Annotated in this window: 26 protein-coding genes; 14 read left to right on the top strand and 12 right to left on the bottom strand. The window is 47.1% G+C overall.

Annotated elements, in window-relative coordinates; genetic code table 11:
• On the top strand, window positions 1-711 hold the full coding sequence (locus QU605_RS03410) for a queuosine precursor transporter (protein ID WP_289723851.1): 711 nt from the start codon (window positions 1-3) through the stop codon (window positions 709-711).
• 23 nt (window positions 712-734) lie between these two features.
• Here QU605_RS03410 and QU605_RS03415 read toward each other — a convergent pair whose 3' ends face one another.
• A complete protein-coding gene (locus QU605_RS03415) occupies window positions 735-1,529 on the bottom strand; it encodes a DUF2797 domain-containing protein (RefSeq protein WP_289723852.1) in 795 nt (264 codons plus the stop codon).
• Between the two features lie 74 nt (window positions 1,530-1,603).
• On the opposite strand from QU605_RS03415, the gene QU605_RS03420 reads away from it, so the two are divergent.
• From QU605_RS03420 to QU605_RS03430, 3 genes are all read left to right on the top strand, one after another.
• The gene (locus QU605_RS03420; RefSeq protein ID WP_289723853.1) at window positions 1,604-3,133 is read left to right on the top strand and encodes a GH3 auxin-responsive promoter family protein; all 1,530 of its coding nucleotides are present in this window, start codon (window positions 1,604-1,606) and stop codon (window positions 3,131-3,133) included.
• Window positions 3,134-3,288: 155 nt separating this feature from the next.
• Window positions 3,289-3,852 (top strand): DUF3575 domain-containing protein, encoded by a 564-nt coding sequence (locus QU605_RS03425; RefSeq protein ID WP_289723854.1) that lies wholly within the window; start codon window positions 3,289-3,291, stop codon window positions 3,850-3,852.
• 188 nt (window positions 3,853-4,040) lie between these two features.
• Window positions 4,041-4,589, top strand: coding sequence for a hypothetical protein (locus tag QU605_RS03430; RefSeq protein ID WP_289723855.1), 549 nt, complete (start codon window positions 4,041-4,043; stop codon window positions 4,587-4,589).
• On the opposite strand, the gene clpX is transcribed toward QU605_RS03430, so the two are convergent.
• The 7 genes from clpX to QU605_RS03465 form a co-directional block, all read right to left on the bottom strand.
• On the bottom strand, window positions 4,586-5,821 hold the full coding sequence (clpX, locus tag QU605_RS03435; protein WP_289723856.1) for an ATP-dependent Clp protease ATP-binding subunit ClpX: 1,236 nt from the start codon (window positions 5,819-5,821) through the stop codon (window positions 4,586-4,588). The two genes, QU605_RS03430 and clpX, sit on opposite strands and share 4 nt — an antisense overlap.
• 75 nt (window positions 5,822-5,896) lie before the next feature.
• Window positions 5,897-6,577, bottom strand: coding sequence for an ATP-dependent Clp endopeptidase proteolytic subunit ClpP (clpP, locus tag QU605_RS03440; protein WP_289723857.1), 681 nt, complete (start codon window positions 6,575-6,577; stop codon window positions 5,897-5,899).
• A gap of 126 nt (window positions 6,578-6,703) precedes the next feature.
• Entirely contained in the window at window positions 6,704-8,026 is a 1,323-nt protein-coding gene (gene tig / locus QU605_RS03445; protein WP_289723858.1) for a trigger factor, read from the bottom strand.
• Between the two features lie 89 nt (window positions 8,027-8,115).
• A complete protein-coding gene (locus QU605_RS03450) occupies window positions 8,116-8,463 on the bottom strand; it encodes a phage holin family protein (RefSeq protein WP_289723859.1) in 348 nt (115 codons plus the stop codon).
• Between the two features lie 73 nt (window positions 8,464-8,536).
• Window positions 8,537-10,123, bottom strand: coding sequence for an SGNH/GDSL hydrolase family protein (locus QU605_RS03455; RefSeq protein WP_289723860.1), 1,587 nt, complete (start codon window positions 10,121-10,123; stop codon window positions 8,537-8,539).
• Between the two features lie 130 nt (window positions 10,124-10,253).
• Window positions 10,254-11,024: an alpha/beta fold hydrolase gene (locus QU605_RS03460; protein ID WP_289723861.1), complete on the bottom strand. Its 771-nt coding sequence runs from the start codon at window positions 11,022-11,024 to the stop codon at window positions 10,254-10,256.
• Window positions 11,024-11,737, bottom strand: coding sequence for a pyridoxine 5'-phosphate synthase (locus tag QU605_RS03465; protein WP_289723862.1), 714 nt, complete (start codon window positions 11,735-11,737; stop codon window positions 11,024-11,026). The genes QU605_RS03460 and QU605_RS03465 overlap by 1 nt, the downstream gene beginning before the upstream one ends.
• A gap of 96 nt (window positions 11,738-11,833) precedes the next feature.
• Between QU605_RS03465 and QU605_RS03470 the strand changes: the two genes are divergently transcribed.
• The 8 genes from QU605_RS03470 to murI all read left to right on the top strand — a co-directional run bounded on the left by QU605_RS03470 (window position 11,834) and on the right by murI (window position 19,894).
• Window positions 11,834-12,490 carry a CBS domain-containing protein gene (locus tag QU605_RS03470; RefSeq protein WP_289723863.1) on the top strand — a complete coding sequence of 219 codons (657 nt, stop codon included), beginning with the start codon at window positions 11,834-11,836 and terminating at the stop codon, window positions 12,488-12,490.
• A gap of 3 nt (window positions 12,491-12,493) precedes the next feature.
• Window positions 12,494-13,369: an NAD kinase gene (locus QU605_RS03475; RefSeq protein WP_289723864.1), complete on the top strand. Its 876-nt coding sequence runs from the start codon at window positions 12,494-12,496 to the stop codon at window positions 13,367-13,369.
• A gap of 115 nt (window positions 13,370-13,484) precedes the next feature.
• On the top strand, window positions 13,485-14,171 hold the full coding sequence (gene porG, locus QU605_RS03480) for a type IX secretion system protein PorG (protein WP_289723865.1): 687 nt from the start codon (window positions 13,485-13,487) through the stop codon (window positions 14,169-14,171).
• A 10-nt stretch (window positions 14,172-14,181) separates the two neighbouring features.
• Window positions 14,182-14,922 carry an undecaprenyl pyrophosphate synthase gene (uppS, locus tag QU605_RS03485; protein ID WP_289723866.1) on the top strand — a complete coding sequence of 247 codons (741 nt, stop codon included), beginning with the start codon at window positions 14,182-14,184 and terminating at the stop codon, window positions 14,920-14,922.
• A gap of 4 nt (window positions 14,923-14,926) precedes the next feature.
• Complete coding sequence (gene bamA, locus QU605_RS03490; protein WP_289723867.1) at window positions 14,927-17,545, top strand: outer membrane protein assembly factor BamA; 2,619 nt, start codon at window positions 14,927-14,929, stop codon at window positions 17,543-17,545.
• A 150-nt stretch (window positions 17,546-17,695) separates the two neighbouring features.
• Complete coding sequence (locus QU605_RS03495) at window positions 17,696-18,469, top strand: OmpH/Skp family outer membrane protein (RefSeq protein ID WP_289723892.1); 774 nt, start codon at window positions 17,696-17,698, stop codon at window positions 18,467-18,469.
• Window positions 18,470-18,514: 45 nt separating this feature from the next.
• The gene (locus tag QU605_RS03500) at window positions 18,515-19,024 is read left to right on the top strand and encodes an OmpH/Skp family outer membrane protein (RefSeq protein ID WP_289723868.1); all 510 of its coding nucleotides are present in this window, start codon (window positions 18,515-18,517) and stop codon (window positions 19,022-19,024) included.
• 81 nt (window positions 19,025-19,105) lie between these two features.
• Window positions 19,106-19,894, top strand: a complete 789-nt coding sequence (gene murI, locus QU605_RS03505; RefSeq protein ID WP_289723869.1) for a glutamate racemase — start codon at window positions 19,106-19,108, stop codon at window positions 19,892-19,894.
• Here murI and QU605_RS03510 read toward each other — a convergent pair.
• Both QU605_RS03510 and QU605_RS03515 read right to left on the bottom strand, forming a co-directional pair.
• Window positions 19,869-20,387: a dihydrofolate reductase gene (locus QU605_RS03510; protein ID WP_289723870.1), complete on the bottom strand. Its 519-nt coding sequence runs from the start codon at window positions 20,385-20,387 to the stop codon at window positions 19,869-19,871. The genes murI and QU605_RS03510 overlap by 26 nt on opposite strands.
• Window positions 20,384-20,773 carry a 2TM domain-containing protein gene (locus QU605_RS03515; protein WP_289723871.1) on the bottom strand — a complete coding sequence of 130 codons (390 nt, stop codon included), beginning with the start codon at window positions 20,771-20,773 and terminating at the stop codon, window positions 20,384-20,386. Before QU605_RS03515 ends, QU605_RS03510 begins: the two co-directional genes overlap by 4 nt.
• 50 nt (window positions 20,774-20,823) lie before the next feature.
• Between QU605_RS03515 and QU605_RS03520 the strand changes: the two genes are divergently transcribed.
• Both QU605_RS03520 and QU605_RS03525 read left to right on the top strand, forming a co-directional pair.
• Complete coding sequence (locus QU605_RS03520; protein WP_289723872.1) at window positions 20,824-21,918, top strand: aminotransferase class V-fold PLP-dependent enzyme; 1,095 nt, start codon at window positions 20,824-20,826, stop codon at window positions 21,916-21,918.
• 154 nt (window positions 21,919-22,072) lie between these two features.
• Complete coding sequence (locus QU605_RS03525; RefSeq protein WP_289723873.1) at window positions 22,073-22,369, top strand: isoamylase early set domain-containing protein; 297 nt, start codon at window positions 22,073-22,075, stop codon at window positions 22,367-22,369.
• Between the two features lie 103 nt (window positions 22,370-22,472).
• On the opposite strand, the gene QU605_RS03530 is transcribed toward QU605_RS03525, so the two are convergent.
• Together QU605_RS03530 and QU605_RS03535 are read right to left on the bottom strand one after the other, a co-directional pair.
• Window positions 22,473-23,297 (bottom strand): thymidylate synthase, encoded by an 825-nt coding sequence (locus tag QU605_RS03530; protein WP_289723874.1) that lies wholly within the window; start codon window positions 23,295-23,297, stop codon window positions 22,473-22,475.
• A 130-nt stretch (window positions 23,298-23,427) separates the two neighbouring features.
• A partial coding sequence (locus QU605_RS03535) for a nucleoside transporter C-terminal domain-containing protein (protein ID WP_289723875.1) occupies window positions 23,428-24,143 on the bottom strand: 716 nt, incomplete at its 5' end.

Raw genomic sequence — 24,143 nt, forward strand, 5'->3', positions numbered from 1 at the left:
ATGAGTTCAAAAGACCAGCGTACGGCCTACCGGATCTATCTGTATCTCGCAGCCCTGTTTATAACCTCACTGGTGGTTTCCAACCTTATATTTCAGAAATTCTTCTACTGGAAGCCTTTTGGGGATGTAACCCTTTTTGGCGCGCCGCTGTTCGAGATTTCCGTAGGCATTCTGCCGTATCCGATCACTTTCCTGATTACGGATTTGATTTCAGAAATATACGGGCAGAAAAAAGCGAACCGCGTGGTGACTGCGGGCATCTTTGCCTCATTCTTTTCTATGGGAATTGTGCTGCTTGCAAATTACGTTCCTGCGATTCCGGGTTCCCCTGTGGATGATGCCCTCTTCAGCAGGGTTTTTGCGCTTTCGCCCATCGCCGTATTGGCCTCGATGATCGCCTACCTCTTTGCACAATATGTAGACATCGCAATCTACCATTTCTGGAAGCGCCTCACTGATGGCAAATACCTCTGGCTCAGGAATAATTTTTCGACTTTCTCATCTCAGATTATCGATACTACTACCGTAGTAGGGTTGCTCTGTGTATTTGGGGTGCTCCCCTGGTCGATGTTTTCGGGACTGGTGATCAGCGGAGTGATTTTTAAAATAATCATTGCATTCCTGGATACACCCTTGCTGTATTTCTTTGTCTATCTGTTTCGACGAAGGTTCAATTTAAAGCGAAATGAAGAAATAGCCCTGGATTTCTGAAAATCCAGGAAACACTAAGTATTTCACAGGATTTCTAAAGCCACGTAATAGCCTTCATTCCCCCGGATATTAAAAACCGTATCGTCCTCAAAAATGAGGTACTGCCCTTTGATTCCTTTCAGCGTCCCTCTGAATTCGGGTGTCTTATTCAAATTCAGGCTTTTTACTTTTTTAGGATAGTTGAGGACCGGAAAGTGAATCTCGGTCTCCCGGGTATCCGCAATAAAGTAATCCAAGGCTTCGTCCGGGATGTAACCCTTTAGTTTTTCCCTCCAAGCGAAGAGATCTTCGTCCTTAACCCGGTTGGTCAGCATATTGCGCCAGTGGGTCTTATCCCCCACGTGCTCTTTGAGGGCAACCTCAGTGATCCCTGCCAGATAGCGGTTAGGGGTCTCGACAATTTCTATGGCTTCATGTGCTCCCTGATCGATCCATCGCGTCGGCACCTGGGATTTGCGGGTAACCCCGACTTTCACGCTGCTCGAGTTTGCCAAATAAACGATATGGGGTTGTAGTTGAACCTTTTTTTCATATTCGAGGTCCCGGTCTTCCTCCCCCAGATGCGCCTTGCTCCGTTCCGGGTGAACAATCCATTCCCCGGCCTGCGGTTGTTCAAAAAAACAATTTTTACAATATCCCTGCCTGAAAATGGGCAAATCCGCACCGCACCCCAGACACTGGTATTTGAGAAAACGAATGGAAAGCCCGCGGTCCAGAAGGAGATTCATATGGATGAAATCCTCGGGAAAAACAAGATAATATGCCACAGGGTCTTTAAATTCTGTTTGCATTTTCCGCAGAACCCCTTCGTATTGCATGCTAATGTGTTTTAAGAAATAGGATTAAATGGTATCTTTAGCCAGCTCTCAAGATAGATTGTAAAGATACGAAAATGCCCATCCCACTTTTTAATTCTATCGCCTCCTGGTTGCTCAAAAAGCGGTATCACCAAATTGAACTGTTTTTAAAGTACCCCGGGGAAGTACAACAGGAAGTGCTGGAGCAACTCCTTGAATTTGCTGATGAGACAGACTTGGGACTGAAATACGGGTTTGAGGATATCTCGTCCTATGAAACTTTTGCATCCCGGGTCCCCATCGTCACTTATGAAGAATTCGAACCCCTGATTGAGCGTTCACGAAGGGGGGAGCAAAATATTTTCTGGCCTACGGAGATACGTTGGTTTGCCAAAAGCAGTGGAACCACCAATGCCAAAAGTAAGTTTATCCCGGTGAGTTCCGAGGCCCTGGAGGACTGCCATTATAAGTCCGGAAAGGATTTACTTTGCCTCTATCTGAATAACAACCCGGATTCCCAATTATTTAAAGGAAAGAGCCTCAGACTCGGGGGGAGTAAGCAACTCTATGAGGATAACGGCACCTTTTTCGGAGACCTCTCGGCAATCCTGATCGACAACATGCCTTTCTGGGCCGAGTTGAGCAGTACGCCGAGCAATAAGGTTTCTCTGATGGGTGAATGGGAAGAAAAACTCGAAGCCATCATTGAGGAAAGTATTCGGGAGAACGTCACCAGTTTGGCTGGTGTTCCTTCATGGATGCTCGTGCTGCTGAATCGGGTGCTTGAAAAAACGGGCAAGGAAGACCTCTTTGGGGTCTGGGACCAACTCGAGGTCTATTTTCACGGAGGCGTGAATTTTAATCCATATCGGGAGCAATACGGGCGGTTACTTCCAGGCGGGAATTTTAAGTACTACGAAATATATAACGCTTCTGAAGGATTTTTTGCCATCCAGGACCAGAATAACAGCCAGGACCTGTTGTTGATGCTGGATTATGGTATTTTCTACGAGTTTATCCCCATGGAATCCTACGGTACGCCTTCTCAGAAAGTCGTCCCATTATGGGAAGTAGAAACAGGTATTAACTACGCCATTGTGATTACTACCAATGCCGGGCTGTGGCGCTATCAGATCGGTGACACCGTCCGTTTTACGAGCACCAACCCATATCGGATAAGGGTCACAGGCCGCACCAAACACCATATAAATGTATTTGGGGAAGAATTGATTATCGAAAATACAGAAGCGGCCCTTGAAAAGTCTTGTGCCCAAACAGGGGCGCTGATCGCAGAATACACGGTGGCGCCTGTATTTATGGATGGCAAAAACCAGGGCGCACACGAGTGGCTTATCGAATTCCGGAAACCCCCGGAGAACCTCGAAACTTTTGGTGCCTGCCTGGATGAGGTACTGAAATCCCTTAATTCGGACTACGAGGCGAAACGATACAAAAACATGACCCTGAACCCACCGAGAATCCATAAGGCGAGACCCAACCTGTTTTATGACTGGTTGAAATCCAGGGGAAAGTTGGGCGGACAGCATAAAGTCCCAAGGCTCTCAAACCAGCGCGACCTCCTGGAGGAACTCCTCGCCATGCAGGTAGGAGCCGCACGAGTTTAAGTTTTCAGCAAGTTATCCATACAATTTTTGTGTTTCCTGCCTGCCATAGAAGGGTGCTAAAGCCTCGATGGGGTTGTCCGGATTTATGATCTGTGCAAAATTCCGGAGGCGAGTCCGTTCCTTTTTGTATAGATTGACCTGCACAACTAAGGGTTATGGAAATTCGGACCTTCTTTACGCTGAGTATTCTGATGTTGGTTATGAATCTGGGGGCTCAGTCCCTCCAGGATATACGTAAAAACGAGCTCAAGCTAAACGCGTTGTATCTGGCAGAAGGTACGGTTGAGATGAGTTATGAACGGTGGGTTGGGAAAAGGCTGGGAATTGGACTTTCTTCATATGTCGCTTTCAGGGATGATGGGATGATATTTTTCGGGGATTCATTCCCGTGGAATTTTTCGCTCATTCCCTATATGAGGGTATACTTTGGAAAAACGGGATATAAAGGTTTTTTCCTCGAAGGCAACTTTATGCTGGGGTCAAATACCCGGGTCCGGGACGAAAAGGGCTCCGGTAATGCTATTGCCTGGGATTTAGGTGCCGGAATGGCTTATGGGGCAAAATGGGTCTTTGGCAAGCATTGGGGTATTGAAGCCTATGTGGGAATCGGACTGACTACAAATCTGTATGACACGCCCCAACTGGAAAATTTATGGACCTGGATTTCCGATGAATTTTTTTATCCCCGTTGCGGGGTTTCCATAGTGAAGCGCTTTTAGCATTTCAACGGATTTTTCCGGGGATTGAAAGAGTGGCCGTAATGGCTAAATGACAGGGCTTGGGACAGGGATCCGGAGTATGTCGAGAATTTCCATCCACTAGTCCGATTCTTGTGGCTTCATGTGAGGCTTTAGGCAACTTGTGAAGACTTAAGAATCAGTTTTCCCTTCTGAAAAGCCTCAAAACCATGTCCGAAAGACTCGTTATTTTATCCGATTTATGGGGGCCGCGAAAAGGCCTTTGGATTACTTCCTATCTGGGTTATCTCCAACAGTATTTTGATATTTCGTATTACGATACCTCCCAGCTCGCAGACCTGGATGTCAGCCATCCTACCGCAATGAGTTTGACCACAGCCTTTAATGAAGGCGGATTGGAACGGGCGGTCAAAAACCTGGTAGCCAAAGAACGCCAACCCGCCCACTACCTTGCGTTTTGTGCAGGGGGTACCGTGGTTTGGAATGCCGTCAGGAAAGGGCTGCAGGCCAAATCGATCTACGCTATCTCACCCATGAACCTGCACCGTGAGGCCGAAGGGTCAAAGTGTCCGGTAAAGGTGCTTTATGGAGAATACATGGATGACAAACCTTCAAGCAACTGGGCTGCACAAACCGGGGTAACCCTGGAGGTCGTTCCGCGCTTTGGAAGGGAAATGTATTCCGATGAAAAAGTGATTCAGAAAGTATGCCAGGAACTCCTGGAGGAATCCTTTAGGAAACAATATCAGGGACTCTAGGAAACTGCTTTGAGCTTGTTCATGGTTTCAAAGGACAGCTTCTCCTCGGCATAGGGTTTCGATACCTTGAAATCATTGATATCCGTACTGGGCAACTCAAACATGGCGTCCGTAAAAACCGCTTCGCATAATGAGCGAAGGCCACGTGCCCCGAGTTTGTACTCTATAGCCTTATCGACAATGTAGTCCAGTGCCTGTTCCGTAATCGTAAAGGAGATACCATCCATAGCAAAGAGCTTTTCGTACTGCTTGATGATGGCATTTTTAGGCTCGGTAAGTATCGCCCGTAATGTTTTTCGGTCCAGGGGCTCCATATGCGTCAGAACAGGTAATCTCCCAATAATCTCAGGGATCAGCCCGAATTCCTTTAAATCTTTGGGGATAATATACTTCAGCACATTTTCCTTATCCAGGGTCGATTCGTTCTTTGAGGCGCTATACCCTATGGCCTGCATATTCAGCCGTTTGGTGATAATTCGTTCAATACCGTCAAAAGCCCCACCGGCGATAAAGAGTATATTCTCAGTGTTCACCTCGATGAATTTCTGGTCCGGGTGTTTGCGACCTCCCTTGGGCGGGACATTCACTACGGTTCCCTCGAGTAATTTTAACAGACCCTGCTGTACGCCTTCCCCTGAAACATCGCGCGTAATAGAAGGATTATCGCTTTTTCGCGCTATTTTATCAATTTCATCTATGAATACGATACCCCTTTCTGCCTTTTCGAGGTTGTAGTCGGCCGCCTGCAGCAGACGGGTAAGGATGCTTTCCACGTCTTCACCTACATAGCCAGCCTCGGTCAGCACGGTGGCATCCACAATGGCCAGGGGGACATTAAGCATACGGGCGATGGTTTTGGCCATCAGTGTTTTCCCGGTTCCGGTCTGCCCGACCATAACGATGTTACTCTTCTGTATTTCTACCTCGTCATCCTTGGATGGGGGCTGTAATAAACGCTTGTAATGATTGTAAACGGCAACGGACATTACCTTTTTGGTCCTTTCCTGACCTATGATATAGGTGTCCAGGAAATCTTTGATTTCCATGGGCTTTTTAAGCACCAGTTCCGAAAAGAGATCCTCGTTTTTAGACTGACGTGATTCTTCAGCTACAATTCCGTGAGCCTGCTCAATACACCGATCACAGATATGCGCATCCAGACCTGCAATCAGCAGGTTAGTTTCCGGTTTTTTCCTCCCGCAAAATGAACACTCAAGGTTTTCTTTAGCCATTTCTTTTTGACCTTATGTAAATTAAACGTCTGATCTCACAAAAATTGCCTTATTGTGGAATCAGGTCACCTGAAATCAGTCGGTTTCACGCTCCAGGATCTCATCGATCATTCCATAATCCAGGGCCTCCTTCGCTTTCATCCAAAAATCTCTGTCGCTGTCTTCATAGATTTTATCGAATTTCTGTCCGGTATGGGAAGCGATGATCTCATAGAGCTCATCTTTTAACTTGATTACCTCCTTTGCTGCGATTTCGATATCGCTGGCCTGTCCCTGTGCTCCGGACATGGGTTGATGTATCATAACCCTTGAATGGCGAAGCCCGCTGCGTTTCCCCTTTTCTCCGGCGCATAGCAACACCGCAGCCATTGAAGCGGCCATTCCCGTGCAAATTGTCGCTACATCGGGTTTTATGAATTGCATGGTATCGTAGATGCCAAGACCTGCATAGACACTTCCACCAGGTGAGTTGATATAAATCTGGATATCCTTGGAGGAATCGGCGCTGGCCAGAAAAAGTAGCTGTGCCTGAATAATGTTGGCTACCTGATCTGTCACAGGGGTTCCCAGGAAGATGATGCGGTCCATCATCAAACGTGAAAACACATCCATGGCGATAGCGTTGAGCTGCCGCTCCTCAATGATGTTTGGGGTCATTCCAACCGGGTACATGCTCTGGAGCAGTGGTTCAACGTACAGGCTGTTGATCCCCTGATCCTTAACGGCAAAATTTTTGAATTCCTTAGCGTAGTCCATGTAGTATACTAATGGTTTTATTTCTTAAAAAAAAGGTGCCGAAACGAACTGATCCGGCACCGTAAAGATACTCAATTTGTCAACATTAAAAGCAGGTCACTCCGTTTAGGCAGCGCTTTGCGCTACTTAGCCGTAAACCTCCTTGACAAAATTGTCATAGGTGACTTCCTTTGTTTTCAAATTCGCTTTTTCTTTATAAAGATCAAGAAGTTTCTGGCTCATCAGTTGTTCGGAAAGTCTTTTAACCTCGTCCTGGTTACTCAGCACCCGGGCAGCAATTCCATCCAGGTCTTCCTCCTTGGGATCGGTCTGGCCGTATTGCGCCATTTGCGAACGGATGAAGTTTTTCGCATAGTCCCTGAGCTCTTCAAACTGCAATTCCAGGCCGTGCTCTTTGATCAGCTTGCCTTCGATCAATTGATACCTCAGGCCCTTTTCGGAACGCTCAAACTCATCTTTTGCCTCCTCTTCCGTAAGGACTTTTTCGCCTGTGTTCTGCATCCATTTTTTCAGGAATTCAGTGGGCAGGTCAAATTTGGTGTTCTCGATCAGCTTTTCAGTCACATCGTTGAGAAGCTTCTGGTCCGACTGCTGCTGAAACTGCGCTTCGCTATCTTCTTTGATTTTGTCCCGCATTTCTTTTTCAGAATGAACTTTGTCAGGCCCGAATAGCTTATCAAAAAGTTCCTGATTGAGTTCTGCAGGTTCACGAAGGTTACTTTCCTCTATTGTAAAATTCACCTCGATATCGAGGCCTTCAGCCTTTTCCCTGGGGATCCCGAGCATTCCCGGCAAAAGAAAATCCTCTTTAAAGAGCCCTTTGGTTTTAAGGGTAACGGTATCTCCCGATTTTTTCCCCTTCAGTGCACTAAGCGCCTTCTTGCTTTTCAGTTTAGAAAGTTCAAGTGTCGTTTTGTGATTGATTTCGGCAGCTTCGTTTTCAAAAGTACCCGTCACCTCGTTATCGGGGCCGACTTCACTTTGGGCTACGAGTTTTCCGTATTGCTTTCGAATGCGATCCACCTGATCATCGATCATCTTTTTATCTGCGATAATCTTAAAATGGGGGATACCCTTTTTAGGGGTCAGGGAAACTTCGAAATCCGGGGCGAGGCCGAGTTCAAATTCAAAGGCAAGTTCATCGGCATCCCAATTGAAATTATCCTGTTGTTTGGGAAGCGGATTCCCAAGCACGTCCAGTTTTTCCTCGGTGAGGTATGTGTTCAGGTTGTCCTGAAGCAATTTGTTTACCTCGTCCACCAGAACTGCCTTCCCGTATTGCTTCTTGATCAGGCCCATGGGTACCTGCCCTTTTCTGAAGCCTGGAATGTTGGCGTTTTTCCGGTAATCCTTGAGGATTGTATCTACTTTCCCCTGATAGTCCTCACGTGAAAGTTCTACTTTGAGAACGGCGTTCAGGGGGTCTATTTGCTCTTTGGTAATATTCATGAATCAGCTTTTAAAGAAACCGTGCAAAAGTAGGGCATTTAAACCAACACGACAAGTTTTCAACCCGCTGGATGTCAATCTTTAACTTCCTATTTAGAGTCTTCCTTCAGGAAGGCAAATAAAATAGACTCCAGTACGGAGAGCAGGAGTGAAAAAAGCAATGCATACCAGAATCCATCTACCTGGAAACCAGACACCAGAGAGCTCGCCAGAAGGATAATCAGGGCATTGATGACCAGCAGGAACAAACCGAGTGTCAGGATGGTTACAGGAAGGGTCAGTACGACCAGAATTGGTTTGACCAATAGATTTAAAATACTGAGTACCAGTGCTACAATTACAGCACTGCCGAAAGCGTTGACATCTACCCCGGGCAGGATGTTGGCAAGGAGAATAACGGCTAGTGCGCTAAGGAGAAGTCGAAGTATGAATTTCATAGGTGTGGTTCGATTTTACAAAAAAGGCATCCCCTTTGAAGGGATGCCCGTTAAGATAAAATAAAATTTTGAATTAGTTGATGTAGAGTCCTTTGTAATCCAGAGGTTCCACTTTGGGAAGGACAGCTCCATATTTTTCTTCTATGGCCTTAATAAACTCGTTGGCAACGAGTGCATATCCCCTTGGAGAAGGGTGAATCCCGTCCAGGGAGAAGCCTCCGCCTGTTGCGTAAACATCGGTTACGACACTGCCATCTGAAAGCGGGATTCCCTCAGTCTCAACCAGGTTATAAAAGGCTTTCATGTCAACAAATGCGAGGTCGTAGAGTTGGGCGAGGGCTGAAATATTCTGATTGTACGCATCAACGGCAGTGGTTACGGCATCTTGTTCATCTGGCGTCAGGACCCATTGGTCTTCAAGAGGAAATGTTATTCCGTTGACCGATAACTGACCAGCCGTCTGCGGTGGAACACCTATACTCTGTAAAAACGCAAAATTCTCTTCATTGAGTTCCGCAATTACCGTCTGGCTCGGAAAAACGATTCGGTCATTTTCATTTGCCTGCCTTGCCTGTCCATACTGTAAGCCCAATACTGTAGCGGTTGGAGCGTCAAGACCACCGCCGATTAAGGTAGCTGTAATTTCATTTGAGAGGTTTGTCAGGGATTCATCTTTAATAACCAGGGCACTGGCCGCATCCGTGCTGAAAACAATGGACCGCTCGGGGACTCCCAGAAAAGCAAAAACATTATTTAACGCAGCAAATTGATCGTTGAGGGCTGGAATTTGAGGGCCAAATGCGGGATTGGTCGGGTCCAATGGGTTAAAAGGAACGGTCGTGAAATACGGGATTTGGCTAATATCTGGAATATTAGCGATGACCCCTTTTGCCCCATTTGCCGTTAGTCGCTCTAAAATGGTGTTGTAGGCACTAGCCAGTACCAGAGGGTCTGAAATATCGTTGCTGCCATAAGTGCTCGGATCCAGGTTGCCGGTTTGGTCTGTGCCTGAACCCCCGGAAATAGCATAAAAAAGGGCGTCATTTGATCCGATCCAAAGTGAAAAGAAGGTCGGGTTCTGTGCCAGTGCATCCCCCAGGACGCTAGCCGACGGACTGCTCGCAAAACGGACATAATACGGGTTTGCAAGGCCTGCTTCCAGGCCTGCCGCATTTCCATAACCATTCGCCAAAAGGTGATAGCTCTTAGCACCCGGAACGGCCATATTATTGAAAGGGCCCCCAATGACACTTGTGGCCTCTGTGGTCGGAGTACCGGAAACAGGTGTCGGAGTTGGCGAACCTGTGGTGAAATCTAAAATCAAACGATTTGGAAATCTTTGCTGCCCCCCAATATTTAGTCCTCCAAGATTGTCAGACATAAATGGAATTGTAAAATCGCCACCTCCGGCTTCAGAAAAACTCGATGCCATCATCAAAGGAAAGGAAGCTTCCTGCCCTTCAATAAAAAGTGCCTGGTCAGAGACTCCTGCTGCAAGGGAATTTCCAACAGATACAAAATTACTCAGGTCGGCAGATCCACTGGTATACTCAATGGGATTGGTGGGAATTTCTCCTCCCGGATCTGAAGGGCTGTCATCATTGCTACAAGAGGAGATGAATAAGCCCAGAAATGCCATTATGGCCAGACTCTTTTTCATAGGTTCTAATTTGAATTCGTTTATGATCAATTAGGTAGTTTCAGTATAAGTTCAAAAATATGTAAAATTATCGCACACGCAATATACACCCTTAAAAAAGTATGCATGCATAATAATTAGTGCGTTTTATTCAGGATTTCATAAAATTCAGGCTCTCCCTAAGGAAGGCTTCCGGCTGTTCTGCATGCAACCAGTGACCTGCGCCCTCAAGTGTAATGACTACTGCCCGGGGGAAGTGTTGGAGGATAAGCAAACGGTCGCTATCGGATACATAATCAGAAGCTCCGCCTCTGATAAATGCCGTTGGACCCTTGTATCGGAACCCTTCACCCAGTGGTTCGCCAATTTCCTTCATTTTATTTTTAAGGACGGCGAGATTTATACGTAACCCGAGTTCACCCGGAGCCTTCCAATAGAGGTTTTTAAGCAGAAACTGTCTGATGCCCCAGTTTTCAATGGTTTCCGATAAGGCTTCATCGGCCTCTGAACGCGACTTCAATTGGTCGAGCGGCAACGCCTCCAGTGCCCTGAGGATGTATTCATGATGCGGAGGGTATTCCCTTGGGGCGATATCTGCAACAAGGAGTTTCGATACGCGATCCGGGTTACTGCAAGCGAGGTGCATAGCTGTTTTCCCCCCCATGGAATGGCCAAGGATGATTGGCCTGTCCAGATTTTTAGAGTCCATGTATTGCAGCAAGTCCGCTGCCATTGCGGAGTAGTCAAAATCTTCGGACCAAAAACTTCGGCCGTGGTTCCGCTGATCTATTAGATGAACTTCATATCCGTTGGCGGCATATTTTTTACCAAGGGTTTTCCAGTTGTCGGACATGCCCAAAAACCCGTGCAGCACAATTAGAGGGTCTCCCTGTCCAAGGACATTTGAATGCAGGAGTTCCATCAGCGTAATTTGTTTTTGTACATGTTGATCACGTTTTCAAGGCCCAGATACAGGGATTCACAAATGAGGGCATGTCCTATGGAAACTTCCTGTAAATGAGGTACTTGATTCTTGAAGTAGGCTATGTTTTCGAGGCTGAGATCGTGGCCGGCATTCAATCCCAAACCTACCTCGTGGGCGATATTTGCTGCTGTTCTGTAAGCTTTAACGGCACCCTCCGGATCCGTGGGATACTCACGGGCATAGGCTTCAGTGTACAATTCCACCCGATCTGTTCCGGTTTCTGCCGCACCCCGGATCATCTCTGGGTCGGGATCCACAAATATTGAGGTTCGGATTCCGGCCTTGCGGCATTTTCCGATGACTTCTCTGAGGAAATCGCGATGGGCAATGGTGTCCCATCCTGCATTGGAAGTTATGGCATCCGGGGCATCTGGGACCAGGGTAACCTGATCTGGACGTACCTGGAGAACCAGGTCCAGAAATTCGGGAATCGGATTCCCTTCAATGTTTAATTCGGTACGGACTATTTTCTTCAGGTCCCGGGCATCCTGGTACCGGATATGGCGCTGATCTGGTCGTGGATGGATGGTAATACCTTCACCCCCAAAGGCTTCGATGTCCCGGACTACCTTTAGCAGATCGGGCATATTGCCACCCCGTGCATTGCGCAGGGTGGCAATTTTATTCACATTCACACTTAATCGCACCATTTTATAGGGTTTATCGAATTACAGGCCTGTAAAAATACAAATTCGGTATGCCTTTTGCAGTCTAAAAATTAGTAATTTGCAATAAGGAAGCGAAGTATGCAGATGCAGGATTACATTATAGGTACGATACCCGTTTTTGAGGTGGAGGATTCCCTGAAAGAGGTTATCCACTTCTTTACGCACTCTACGTATTCCCATGTGGCCATAACTGAAAACGGCCAGTTCATGGGTTTACTTGGGGAGGCCGACCTGGATAGCTTTCAGGAAACCAGCCTTATTGAAGAATTTCGCTATCAATTGGATTCTTTTTCCGTAACGGCGGAGGCGACCTGGCTGGATGTACTTGAAGTTTTTACCCGGAATGAATCGAATATTCTGCCGGTGATCGGCCCCAAAAAACAGGTAGTCGGATACTTTGATCTCAACGATATCGTGGAACTGTTTACAGCTATGCCATTTTTCACTGAGCCGGGATCCATTCTTGTAGTAGAAAAGAATCTCAGGGAGTATAGTTTCAGTGAGATTGCACAGATCGTCGAAGGAAACAATACCCGTTTGCTCGGTGCATTTATTACCACCATCGAAAATGAAACAGCTCAGATAACCTTGAAAATAAGCGATGCCAATATCAATGAAGTCCTGCAGACTTTTCGCAGGTATCATTATACCATCATCTCGGGAAGCACTGAGGACAGATTCCTGGAGGAACTCAGGCAGCGCTCCGATTACCTCGATAAATATTTAAATGTGTAGCCCATGAAGGTTGCGCTCTATGGTCAGGCCTATGGTCCGGAGATCGAAGCTCCCCTTGCCAGCCTGTTCCGCGAACTCTCCAAATACAATGCCACCGTTGTGGTAGAGGCAGAATTTGCCCGGTTAATCGGCCCGCGTGAAGCGGTCTCCGATGTGTTTTCCCTCGATAACGGTCTCGATGCGAGTTTTGACCTGATGATCAGTGTGGGGGGAGATGGTACGATTTTACGGGCTATTACCTTTATTAAGGATTTGGGGGTGCCTGTTGTGGGGATCAATACGGGTCGGCTCGGTTTTCTCTCCATAGGGAAAAAAGAACATATCGGGGAGATGCTCAGCGAATTTGCCGAGGGACAATACCAGCTTGTAGATCGCCGACTGGTTTCCGCGACCATCCAGGGACAGCCTCCTGAAGGTAACGCGTTGAATTTCGCACTCAATGAGATTACGGTTAGCCGGAAGGATACCACCTCGATGATTACCGTGGAAACCCACCTGAACGGAGAGTATCTCACCTCGTACTGGGCCGACGGCCTGATCATCGCAACTCCAACCGGGTCAACGGGTTATTCCCTTAGTTGCGGGGGGCCAGTTATCATGCCAACGACGCGTTCCCTTGTCATTACCCCTATCGCACCCCATAACCTCAACGCGAGGCCCCTTGTCATCTCAGATGAAACACAGATTAAACTCCGCGTAAGCGGAAGGGAGTCTCAGCATCTCTTATCGTTCGATTCACGTCTGGTTAGTGTTGAGAATGAAACCGAAATTATCGTTCAAAAGGCCGACTTCACCATACGAATGGTCGAATTCACTTCGGAAAGCTTCCTGAAAACCATACGCAATAAACTCCTTTGGGGTGAGGACCGCCGGAATTGACCGGCACACCGGGCAATAAATACGTATAAACCCTGTTAAAAAAGAGTAAAGAAATGTAGCTGCATTCCTGCCGCGGAGGTATTGAAATTGCTATATTTGCAAACTTTTGGAATAGATGAGGATCAGTATTGCTGTTCTTTTCCTGCTTTTGACAGGGCTCGTTAGGGCACAAACCTATGAGGTAGGTGTTTTTGGTGGTGGTGCCAACAATATCGGAGATGTTGGAAGTACGAGTTATATCGCCCCGTCAGGACCCGCTTTTGGAGCGCTGTTCAAATGGAATAAGAGTAAACGCTACGCCTGGAGGGGCCATGTGATTTATGGCAGTTTCACGGCAGATGATGCAAAATCCGGTATGTCTTCCAGAGAGCAACGCGGGCTGAGCATGGATAATTCCGTAATGGAGTTCTCGGCTGGGTTGGAATTTAATTTCGTGGAATACAACCTCCACAAACTGGGGCCGGCATTTACCCCCTATCTGTATACAGGGTTAACCTATTTCAGATATGATTTTAATTATTTTGATGCCGGCACTCTGATTGATTTAAACCAGCGCGATGGATCGATGGCGATACCGATGATCGTTGGGGCGAAATTTCGGATCAGTCAGTATTTTATTTTGGGGGCAGAAATAGGTGCCAGGTATACCTTTACAGATAACCTGGATGCGAGCAATCCGGAAGGAACGATTTACGAGGACTTTCGATTTGGAAATGTCTTTAGCGATGATTGGTATGTTTTTTCAGGAATTACCCTGACGTATACTTTTGGCAGGAAGCCCTGTCAGGATTGCTTTGAGTAGTTAGAGAACGATGAACACTATAGAATCAATACAGAAGGGGCCCCTCCCGGGGCACCTCGCCATCATTATGGATGGCAATGGTCGGTGGGCCAAGGAGCGCGGTAAGATGCGGGTCTTTGGTCATGAAAGCGGTGTAAAGGCCGTTCGAAGTACCGTTGAATCCGCTGCAAAAATTGGTATTAAGTACCTGACCCTCTATGCTTTCAGTACCGAAAACTGGAAACGTCCTAAGTTGGAAGTGGATACACTGATGCGGTTACTGGTTGCCTCCCTGAAAAAAGAGCTGAAAACCCTGCATGAGAATAATATCCGTCTCAACGCCATTGGTCGGATCAACACGCTTCCCGAAAAAGCGATGCAGGAGCTGGAAGATGTTATCGAGCAGACTAAAGACAACACTTCCATGACGCTTACACTGGCCCTGAGTTATGGCTCCAGAGAAGAATTGACCACCGCTTTTAAAGCCCTGGCATCCAAAGTTAAAAATAACATAATTTCACCCGCCAATATTGATGAAACCATTATTAATAATCATCTTTACACGCACGATTTACCAGACGTAGACTTGCTCATCCGTACCAGTGGGGAATATCGGATAAGCAATTTTTTGCTTTGGCAGATTGCTTACGCAGAACTGTATTTTTCAGAGGTTTTTTGGCCTGATTTCAGTGAACAGCACCTGATTGAGGCACTTAAAGACTACCAGAACAGAGAACGTAGATTTGGAAAAACGAGCGAACAACTTAACTAGTGGTATGCGGGGGGTATTGCCACTGAGTCTTCTTTTATTACTGGCTTACCTGACGACGTTTCAGGCTACGGCACAGGATGTTTCCTACCAGAACGGCAGAAGGTATATCTTGGGAGGTCTCGAAGTGACAGGACTCCAGAGTTATAACGAACAAACCGTTAAAACGTATACAGGTCTCAGGGAAGGCCAGCCTATTACGGTTCCCGGAGATGAGATCAGCCAGGTCATTAATAAGCTCTGGAGCCTAGAACTCTTTACTGATGTAGAATTTTATTACACCGGCGTTCGAAATGACAGTATCTTCCTCGAGCTTCATGTAGAGGAACGACCGACGCTTTCCAATGTTACTTTTTACGGGGTCAAAAAGGGTAAAGTAGACGACCTGGCCAATGATACGGACCTTAAAAAAGGCAAAAAAATTACGGCAAGCCTTATTGCCAACACCAAAAATTACATCGAAACCAAATACCAGAAAGACGGATTTTTAAATGCGAACGTTACCATCGCAACGAGTCCGGATACTACTGAGATCAATTCTCAGAACATGGTTATCAATGTCAGCAAAGGAGACAAGGTAAAAGTCCGGAGTATAGAATTTGAAGGCAACGAAAAGCTCTCTTCCAAGAAATTGCGCGGTTCCATGAAGAATACCAAGCAAAAGTTCTTCGGGCGGTTTTGGAAGAAATCAAAATTTATTGAGGACGACTATCAGGAGGATTTGAATTCCGTGCGTGATGCGTATGCCGAAAGCGGCTACCGTGACGCCCGTATCCTGATGGATACCATTGAAAAAGTCAATGACCGCAATATCGATGTCCGGATCAAAGTTGAGGAGGGAAACCGGTATTATTTTGGCGAGATTGATTTTGTCGGAAACAGTGTTTACACCGACCGGCAGCTTTCACAGGTGCTCGGAATCAAAAAAGGAGATACGTATAACGGGGTTCTGCTGCGTGAGCGCATTGCTGACGATACAAAACCCGATGGGGAGGATATCACAAATTTATACCAGAATAACGGATACCTGTTCTCGCGAATCAACCCTGTTGAGGTTTCCGCAGAGAACGATACCATCGATTTCGAAATCCGGATTATTGAAGGAAAGGAAACCTTTTTGAATAAGGTTGCAGTCAATGGAAATGAAAAAACCAATGACCATGTTATCTTCAGGGAAATTCGTACCCGCCCGGGACAGAAGTACAGCAAGGATGACATCATTCGGTCGGTTCGGGAACTGGGTCAGCTCGGGTTTTTCGACGCAGAACAAATTCGGCCGGAAATCGAAAACCCCAATCCGAATGATGGAACGGTAGACCTCAGATTCGACCTTGTTGAATCCGGCGCAAGCCAGATCGAATTACAGGGTGGCTACGGGGGTGGTGGTTTTATCGGAACCCTTGGCCTGTCTTTTAACAACTTTTCAATCCAGAATATCTTTAACGGTAAGGCCTATAAACCCGTACCCATGGGTGATGGGCAGACATTTGCCCTCAGGCTTCAGGCGAGCAGGACCTTCCGTGTTTACTCTCTGAATTTTTCAGAACCCTGGCTTGGAGGTCGTAAACCGGTCCGTTTTAACCTCTCACTGTCGAGAACACAGCAGTTCCTGGCCTCTTTTGACCAGAATGGCCGGGTTCAGGTAGACAAGAACCAGCAATTCTCGGTTACCGGAATTTCAACCGGTTTGGCGAAGCGGGTGCAATGGCCTGATGATTATTTCACGGTCTCACATGCTTTAAGCTATCAACTATACGACTTTAAAAATTACAGATCCGGACTCTTTAACTTCGGAAATGGATCTTCTAACTCCCTTGCCTACACCTTTGGGATCTCCAGGAGTTCTGCCGGGCCCGGGCTTATTTTCCCACTTAGGGGAAGTGTTTTTGAGGTGACTGCAAAATTCACTCCTCCGTACTCGCTGTTCAGTAATAAGGATTTCGCATCCCTTAAGGCACGGAGTGAGGAGCTTGAGACTTTGCAGGTTGAGCGGGCTCAACAGGGCTTAACGCTGACCCCAGCTGAGCAGGCTGAGTTGGAAGCTGTGGATCAGGAGCGATTCAGATGGCTGGAATATTATAAAATCAAGTTCAAAGGGGACTGGTATACCCAGGTCGTGGGTAAACTGGTACTGCGGACGAACATTGAATTCGGGTTTCTCGGATCGTACAACCCCGATGTGGGAGAGGTGCCCTTTGAACGTTTTTTCCTTGGGGGAGACGGACTGGGAAGGAATTTTACGCTGGACGGACGAGAAGTTATCCAGCTCAGGGGATATGAGAACAATTCCCTTACCCCTGTAGACCCGATCACCCAGCAACAAGAGGGGGGGATTGTTTATAATAAGTACTCCCTTGAATTGAGATATCCACTTACATTAAAGCCAACAGCATCTATTTATGCCCTCACCTTTTTAGAGGCTGGTAACTCCTTCAACAATTTTCAGGATTTTAATCCGTTTGCATTAAAAAGATCAGCGGGAGTTGGGCTCAGGATATTTATGCCTGCTTTCGGACTATTGGGAATTGACTTTGGATATGGCTTTGACGAGGACCTCAGACCTTCTTCTGTCGGAAGGGGCCCCAGCGGTTGGCAAACGCATTTTATAATTGGGCAACAATTCTAATCCATGCCCTGTCTTCACCTATAGCGCTGAATGAGTAAGTAGTTCATTTTAAAAGAAATACTAATTTTGGCACGATATTTTCTATTGATTAGCAGTTCAGTGAAGAAACGAGATACGTTGCTATTAATCTTTGCTTTCCTCATTTCGGGGATGGTGATGTCCCAGAGGGGGGTGCGTATCGGATATGTGGATATGGAGTACATCCTGGAGAATGTAGAAGAGTACCGGGAGGCCAATCAGCAGTTGGACAACAAGGTGATGCAATGGAAAGGGCAAATGGAGGAGCGCCAGCGGAACATTGACCAATTAAGACAGGATCTTGAAGCAGAACGGGTTTTACTCACCGACGAACTGATCCTGGAACGTGAAGAGGAAATAGAAATACTGGAAAAGGAACTCCTGGATTATCAACAGGATCGATTTGGGCCCCGGGGGGATTTGGTGCTGCAGAAGCAGCGATTAATTCAGCCCATCCAGGATCAGGTTTTCAGCGAGGTACAAAAAATAGGTGCAAACAAAAAGTATGATTTTATTTTCGATAAATCTGCGGATGTTGTAATGTTGTACTCCGAAAAAAGGCACGATATCAGCGAGTTGGTGCTTCGGGGGATTTCGAGGACCCGACGGATAAGCGCCCCAAAGAAAACACAGCCAGACCGCCTCGACCAGTTTGAGGATGAGGATGTTGAAGAGCCTGTTTCGGAAGGCGTACTGGAAAGAGAACAGCGTTCCCAGCAGGCAGCTGAGGCAAGGGCTCAAACCGCTGAAGAAAAGAAGGCTGAACAATTAAAGCTCAGGGAAGAAAGGCGGAAAGCCTATGAGGCCCGAAGGAAAAAATTATTGGAGGAACGGGAAGCACGCCGAAAGAGTAAAGAGGGCGAGCGAAATGCAACTCCTGAAGTAAAAAAGGATACCATTAACTAACGATACAAACATTTTATTAGTAACTCAAATATCAAATTACAGATCATGAAACAAATGAAAAAGGTAGTTGTAGCAGTCGTATTGTTTATCGCCGCCACAAGTTTTGTACAAGCGCAAAGCAAGATTGCCCACATCAATGTGACGGACCTTCTGTCCGCAATGCCAGAGATGATTACAGCACAGGGAGAGTTAAAGAAGCTGGAGGAAACCTACAGGGCGGATATTCAGAGCTCTCTGGATGAATTGAAGAACAAGCTCACCCAATACAATAACGAAGCCAGCACCATGTCTCAGGAAGAGAATCAAAAGCGCGCTTTGGAATTGCAGGGCTTTGAGCGAAACATCGGAGAAGCCCAGCAGGCGGCTCAACAGGAACTTTCTCAGAAACAGGCAGAGCTTTTTGAGCCTATTTCAAAGAAAGCCAAAGAAGCCATTGAGCGGGTTGCTGCAGCACAGGGATACGATTACGTCGTAGATGCAAGTCCGGGCTCAGGGGTTATCGTAGCCAGGGGTAAGGATATTCTCCCCGATGTTAAAACAGAACTCGGGTTCTAGGAACCTTGCTTAAATATTGATAGAAACCACCCGCGATCTACGGGTGGTTTTTTATTTTTACCCAAGAGATGTCCAGCTAAGATGCGAGATGCGCCCATTGGTTTTTTTGATTCAGGTCTCGGTGGCCTCACGGTTCGCCAGGAGGTGTTGCATCTTCTGAACAATGAGAATACCGTTTATTTGGCCGATAGTGCCCATGCACCTTACGGGGAAAAATCCCATCATGAAATTCTCGATCTTTCCAGAAAGAATACAGAGTGGCTGATCGGGAAGGGGTGTAAACTGATCGTAGTAGCCTGTAATACGGCAACAACAAATGCCATAGGGGTGCTCAGGCGTGAATATGAGTTGCCCTTTATCGGGATTGAGCCGGCGATAAAGCCAGCTGCCCTAGGATCGGAAAGCAAGTGTGTTGGTGTGCTTGCGACACGCGGGACCCTTAGCAGTGCTCTTTTTGCGAATACTTCACGAATGTATGCAGCCGGTATACAGGTGATAGAACAGGAGGGAGAGGGCCTGGTCGGACTGATCGAATCCGGAAATTTAAAGAGCCCCCGGACGAAAGCTCATTTACAAGCCTTACTGAGCCCGATGCTGGATGCAGGAATCGACCACCTGGTCCTTGGATGCACGCATTATCCGCTCCTGATCCCCCAACTCAAAGAAATACTTCCGGACCAGGTCAAAATTGTGGATTGCAGTCTGGCAGTGGCACTTCAGACACAGGCTGTCCTATCCGGGAAAGACTTGTTGCGCACAGCGGAAACCCCTCCGGACCATCAGGTGTATACCAATGGGGATCCGGCCATTGCAAATCAAATGCTGCATTGGCTCGGCCACAAGCCTAATGTACTTCTCCTTCAGGATTAATTCGCGGAATAAAGCTTTGAAACGTAAAGGAATATTTATGCCTTTGGTCAGCGGGATGAAAGGTACTGCGTACTTGCACCCATTTCTCTGAATCGATCTGAGGGAAGTAGGTGTCCGCTTCGAAGGTGCCGTGTACCCGCGTGAGTTCAATTCGGGTTGCCAGGGGCAGGGCTTGTTTATAGATTTCTCCCCCACCGATGACAAAGACCTGCTCACTTTCGGAAACAGCATCCAGGGCGGCGTCCAAAGAATGCACCACCATACAATTCTTATGGGTTACCGTATAGGCCTTGTTTCGGCTTATGATAACGTGCTGTCGGTTGGGAAGCGGCCTGGGAAAGGTGTCAAAGGTCTTTCTCCCCATAATCATGGGATGCCCCGTTGTAGTTTCCTTGAAGTACTTAAAGTCATCGGGCAGGTGCCAGGGCAGGTCTCCGTTTTTTCCCAATTCATTGGATTCCCCTACGGCAGCTATCAGGATAAGGTCTTTCACAGTTCTTCTTTTGGTGGGATTTCAGGTAAGGGATGCTCTTTTGCGATTTCAGCCTCGAGTTTGCGAATGCGTTCTTTTTGTTTCTCAAGGAGCCGTTCCCGCTGGGTGCGTTCCCACTCAGTACTGAGTAACGGGTTCGTAATGAAAACCTGGGCCAGATGTACGATCCAGATAAAAGCCCAAATCATCACAGCCCAGACGTACCAGTTATGAGGTTCTCCGATCTTGAGAATCTTATTGGTCACTACAAAGAATACAACCCCGATCAGAAAAATAATAAAATGCTGAAAAACTGCCTTTTTCTGGCGGATTCGTTTCTGGGCATGTTCCAGCAATTCGTGCTGTTCGCGATCCAGAGTAGTCCCCCTTTTTTGCTTTGAAAACATCCGAATGCCTATCTTTAAAACAAAGATAACAGTTTTCCAACGTACCTCATATGGATGAATTTTCCAGATTTCGCACGCATTTTCCTGTTTTGGATCAGTATACTTATTTGAATACAGCTGCCTGGGGGTTGTTGCACGATGGTTTGATGGAGTGGCGGCATGAACACGACCTGGATTATCTCATTGGGGGCAGCCGGATGAAGATCGGAGCCCTGTCCATCCTTGAAGATACCCGGAACCATCTCGGCACTTTTTTTAATTGTCCACCTGAACGGATCAGCCTTGTCCCGAATTTCTCCCTTGGGATGAACCTCCTCCTTGAGGGGCTTGCCGTAGATAGCCGCATCCTGACGCTGGAAGGGGATTATCCTTCGCTCACCTGGCCTTTTCTAAGCCGGGGTTTTGCTGTGGATGAGATATCCGTTGGTGAGGGCCTGGAGCAGCGGATATCTGAATCTCTTTCCGAGGCCCCTGTAACGGTTCTCGCGGTTTCTCTTGTACAATGGGTAAACGGGGTGCTTATCACCCCTGAATTCCTCAAAAAAATAAAACAGCGCTTTCCCCAGGTACTAATCATTGCCGATGCCACACAGTATGCGGGTGCCTTTCATCTCGACTTTGAGGATTCCGGCATAGATGTTCTGGGGGCAAGTGGTTATAAATGGATGTTGGGCGGAAACGGGAATGGATTTATGCTTTTCAGCGAAACTGCCGGGCCCCGGATCCGGGTAGTCTCGACAGGATTCAATTCCGTAAATGCCGACTTATCCAAAAAGGATCGCATTTCATTTTCGAGGCGTTTTGAGCCGGGCCACCTGGATACGCTGAACTTTGGAAGCCTGAATTACGCACTCGGGATCCTGGAAGATCTTGGGATGACTGCGATAGATGAATATAATTGCGCGCTAAGTGAGAAGGTAAGGGCAGCCCTCGGGGATCTCGGAATGCTGCCATCATTTGTGTCCGATCGGGAACGCCATAGTATGATATTTAATATTCCCGAACCTGGGGGTCGTTATGCGCATTTAAAAGCACATGATATTATCTGTTCTGCCAGAGGGGGAGGAATTCGGTTCGGTTTTCACTGTTACAACACAGAAAATGACCTTGATAAACTGATTGAAGTGCTGAAAACGGGTCCGTAATACTTGTGAACCTCGCAATCTCGCCCCGGTGTTTTTGACAAGATTAACAGATTGTAATTCTTATTTTACGAAATCCATAATAATTTTCTAACGAATTGTCTTTTAGGGGTTTTATCTGTTGCTTTGTTCCCTCAATGCTGAAATTTAATTAATCATGGCAATTAGAAAACAATACCTTAAATCTAAACCTGTGTGTAAGGTAACTTTTACCGTACCTGCAGAAGATGCTAAAAAAGTAGCTGTCGTTGGAGACTTCAATGAGTGGAATCCAAAGGGAAGCATGCTGAAAAAACTTAAAAATGGTACCTTTAAAGGGACTTTTGACCTCCCTAAGGAGCAGTCTTTCGAATTCCGCTATCTGATCGATGGGGAGTTTGTTAACGACGAAGCTGCTGACCGTTACCAGTGGAACGACTTTGCCGGATCGGAGAACGCCGTTCTGGAATTGTAAATCAACGTAGTACAAAGCGAGAAAACCCTGCCGTCCGGCGGGGTTTTTTATTGGGGCTGTGTGCAAAAGGGGGCTCTCCGATTCAGCTCCATCAGGCTAATTCCTAAACCGCCACGACCCCTTTAATATGGGGGTGCGGATCGTAGTTCTCCAACGTAAAGTCCTCGAAGCGAAAGGCGAAGAGGTCCTTGACTTCGGGATTAAGCTTCATGGTGGGCAGTGGCCTTAGGTCCCGGCTGAGTTGCAGGTGAATCTGTTCGAGGTGGTTGTTGTAGATGTGGGCATCTCCAAAGGTGTGGATAAATTCGCCCGGTTGAAGTCCGCAGACCTGGGCGATCATCAGTGTGAAAAGCGCATAAGAGGCAATATTAAAGGGCACTCCGAGAAAAATGTCCGCGCTGCGTTGGTAGAGTTGGCAGGAGAGTTTTCCATCCGCTACATAGAATTGAAAAAAGGCGTGGCAGGGGGGCAGGGCCGCCCTTCCCTGGGCAACATTTTCCGAAAAAGAAACCCCCGTATCCGGTAAGACAGACGGATTCCATGCAGCCACAAGCATTCTCCGGCTATCCGGATTCGTGCGAAGGGTATGCAGCAATTGTTTGATCTGGTCGATGTCTTCCCCGTTCCAGTTTCGCCACTGCTGGCCGTAAACCGGACCGAGATCCCCGTGCTCATCTGCCCATTCATTCCAGATGCGCACTCCGTTTTCCTGTAAGTAGCGCACATTGGTATCCCCTTTCAGAAACCAGAGCAATTCGTGGATCACGGATTTTACATGGATTTTTTTAGTGGTAACCAGCGGAAAACCTTCACTGAGATCAAAACGCATCTGATATCCAAAAACACTTAGCGTTCCCGTTCCCGTCCGATCCGATTTAAGGGTTCCATGACGCAGGACGTGATTCAGAAGGTCGTGATATTGTTTCATAAAGGCTTGAATTAGGCTTTTGGCTCAGCGGTTAAAATTAAAAATTCATCCTGATCCCCCGAAACTGCCGTCGGCCTTTTTTTCACAGGTTATCAACCTATTTTGTAAAAGTGAAAATGCGGTTTGTACGCTATCCAAGGATCATTCCAGCCAGTGTTGCTGAGAGCAATGATGCCAGGGTACCCCCCAAGACCGCCTTGAGTCCGAACTCTGAAAGGGTTTTTCGCTGACCGGGCGCCAGGGAGCCAATACCGCCAATTTGGATACCGATAGATGCGAAATTGGCAAACCCACACAGCATATAGGTCGCCATAATTACGGATTTCTGGTACCCCAGGTGAATCGGACTGTTCAAATCCTTGAGCTCGGCTAATTGGATATACCCTACAAACTCGCTGGCCGCCAGCTTGATCCCCAAAAGCTGGCCCATCATCATGACATCACTGGAACTCACACCGATAAGCCACATCAAAGGGGCAAAGACGGCTCCCAAAATGGCTTCCAGAGAAAGCGCCTCATAGGAGGAATTCGCAGTGATCCAACCATTGAGTGCGGTCACATCACCCACCCAGCCCAGTATTCCGTTTATCATGGCGATAAAGGCGATAAAGACCAGTAACATAGCACCGACATTAACCGCCAGTTTCAGTCCTTCTGTCGTCCCGTTGGCGATGGCTTCGAGAAGGTTGCTACCAATTTTTTCAGAAGATATGCTGATTTCATTATCCACAGCTTCCGTTTGTGGATAGAGCATTTTGGAAATAACAATAGCTCCGGGGGCCGCCATGACCGAGGCCGCGATCAGGTGACGGGCAAACTCCAGCCGGAGTTCGGGATCATTCCCCC

It is taken from the genome of Robiginitalea aurantiaca, from assembly GCF_030380815.1.
Taxonomy (GTDB): Bacteria; Bacteroidota; Bacteroidia; order Flavobacteriales; family Flavobacteriaceae; genus Robiginitalea; species Robiginitalea aurantiaca.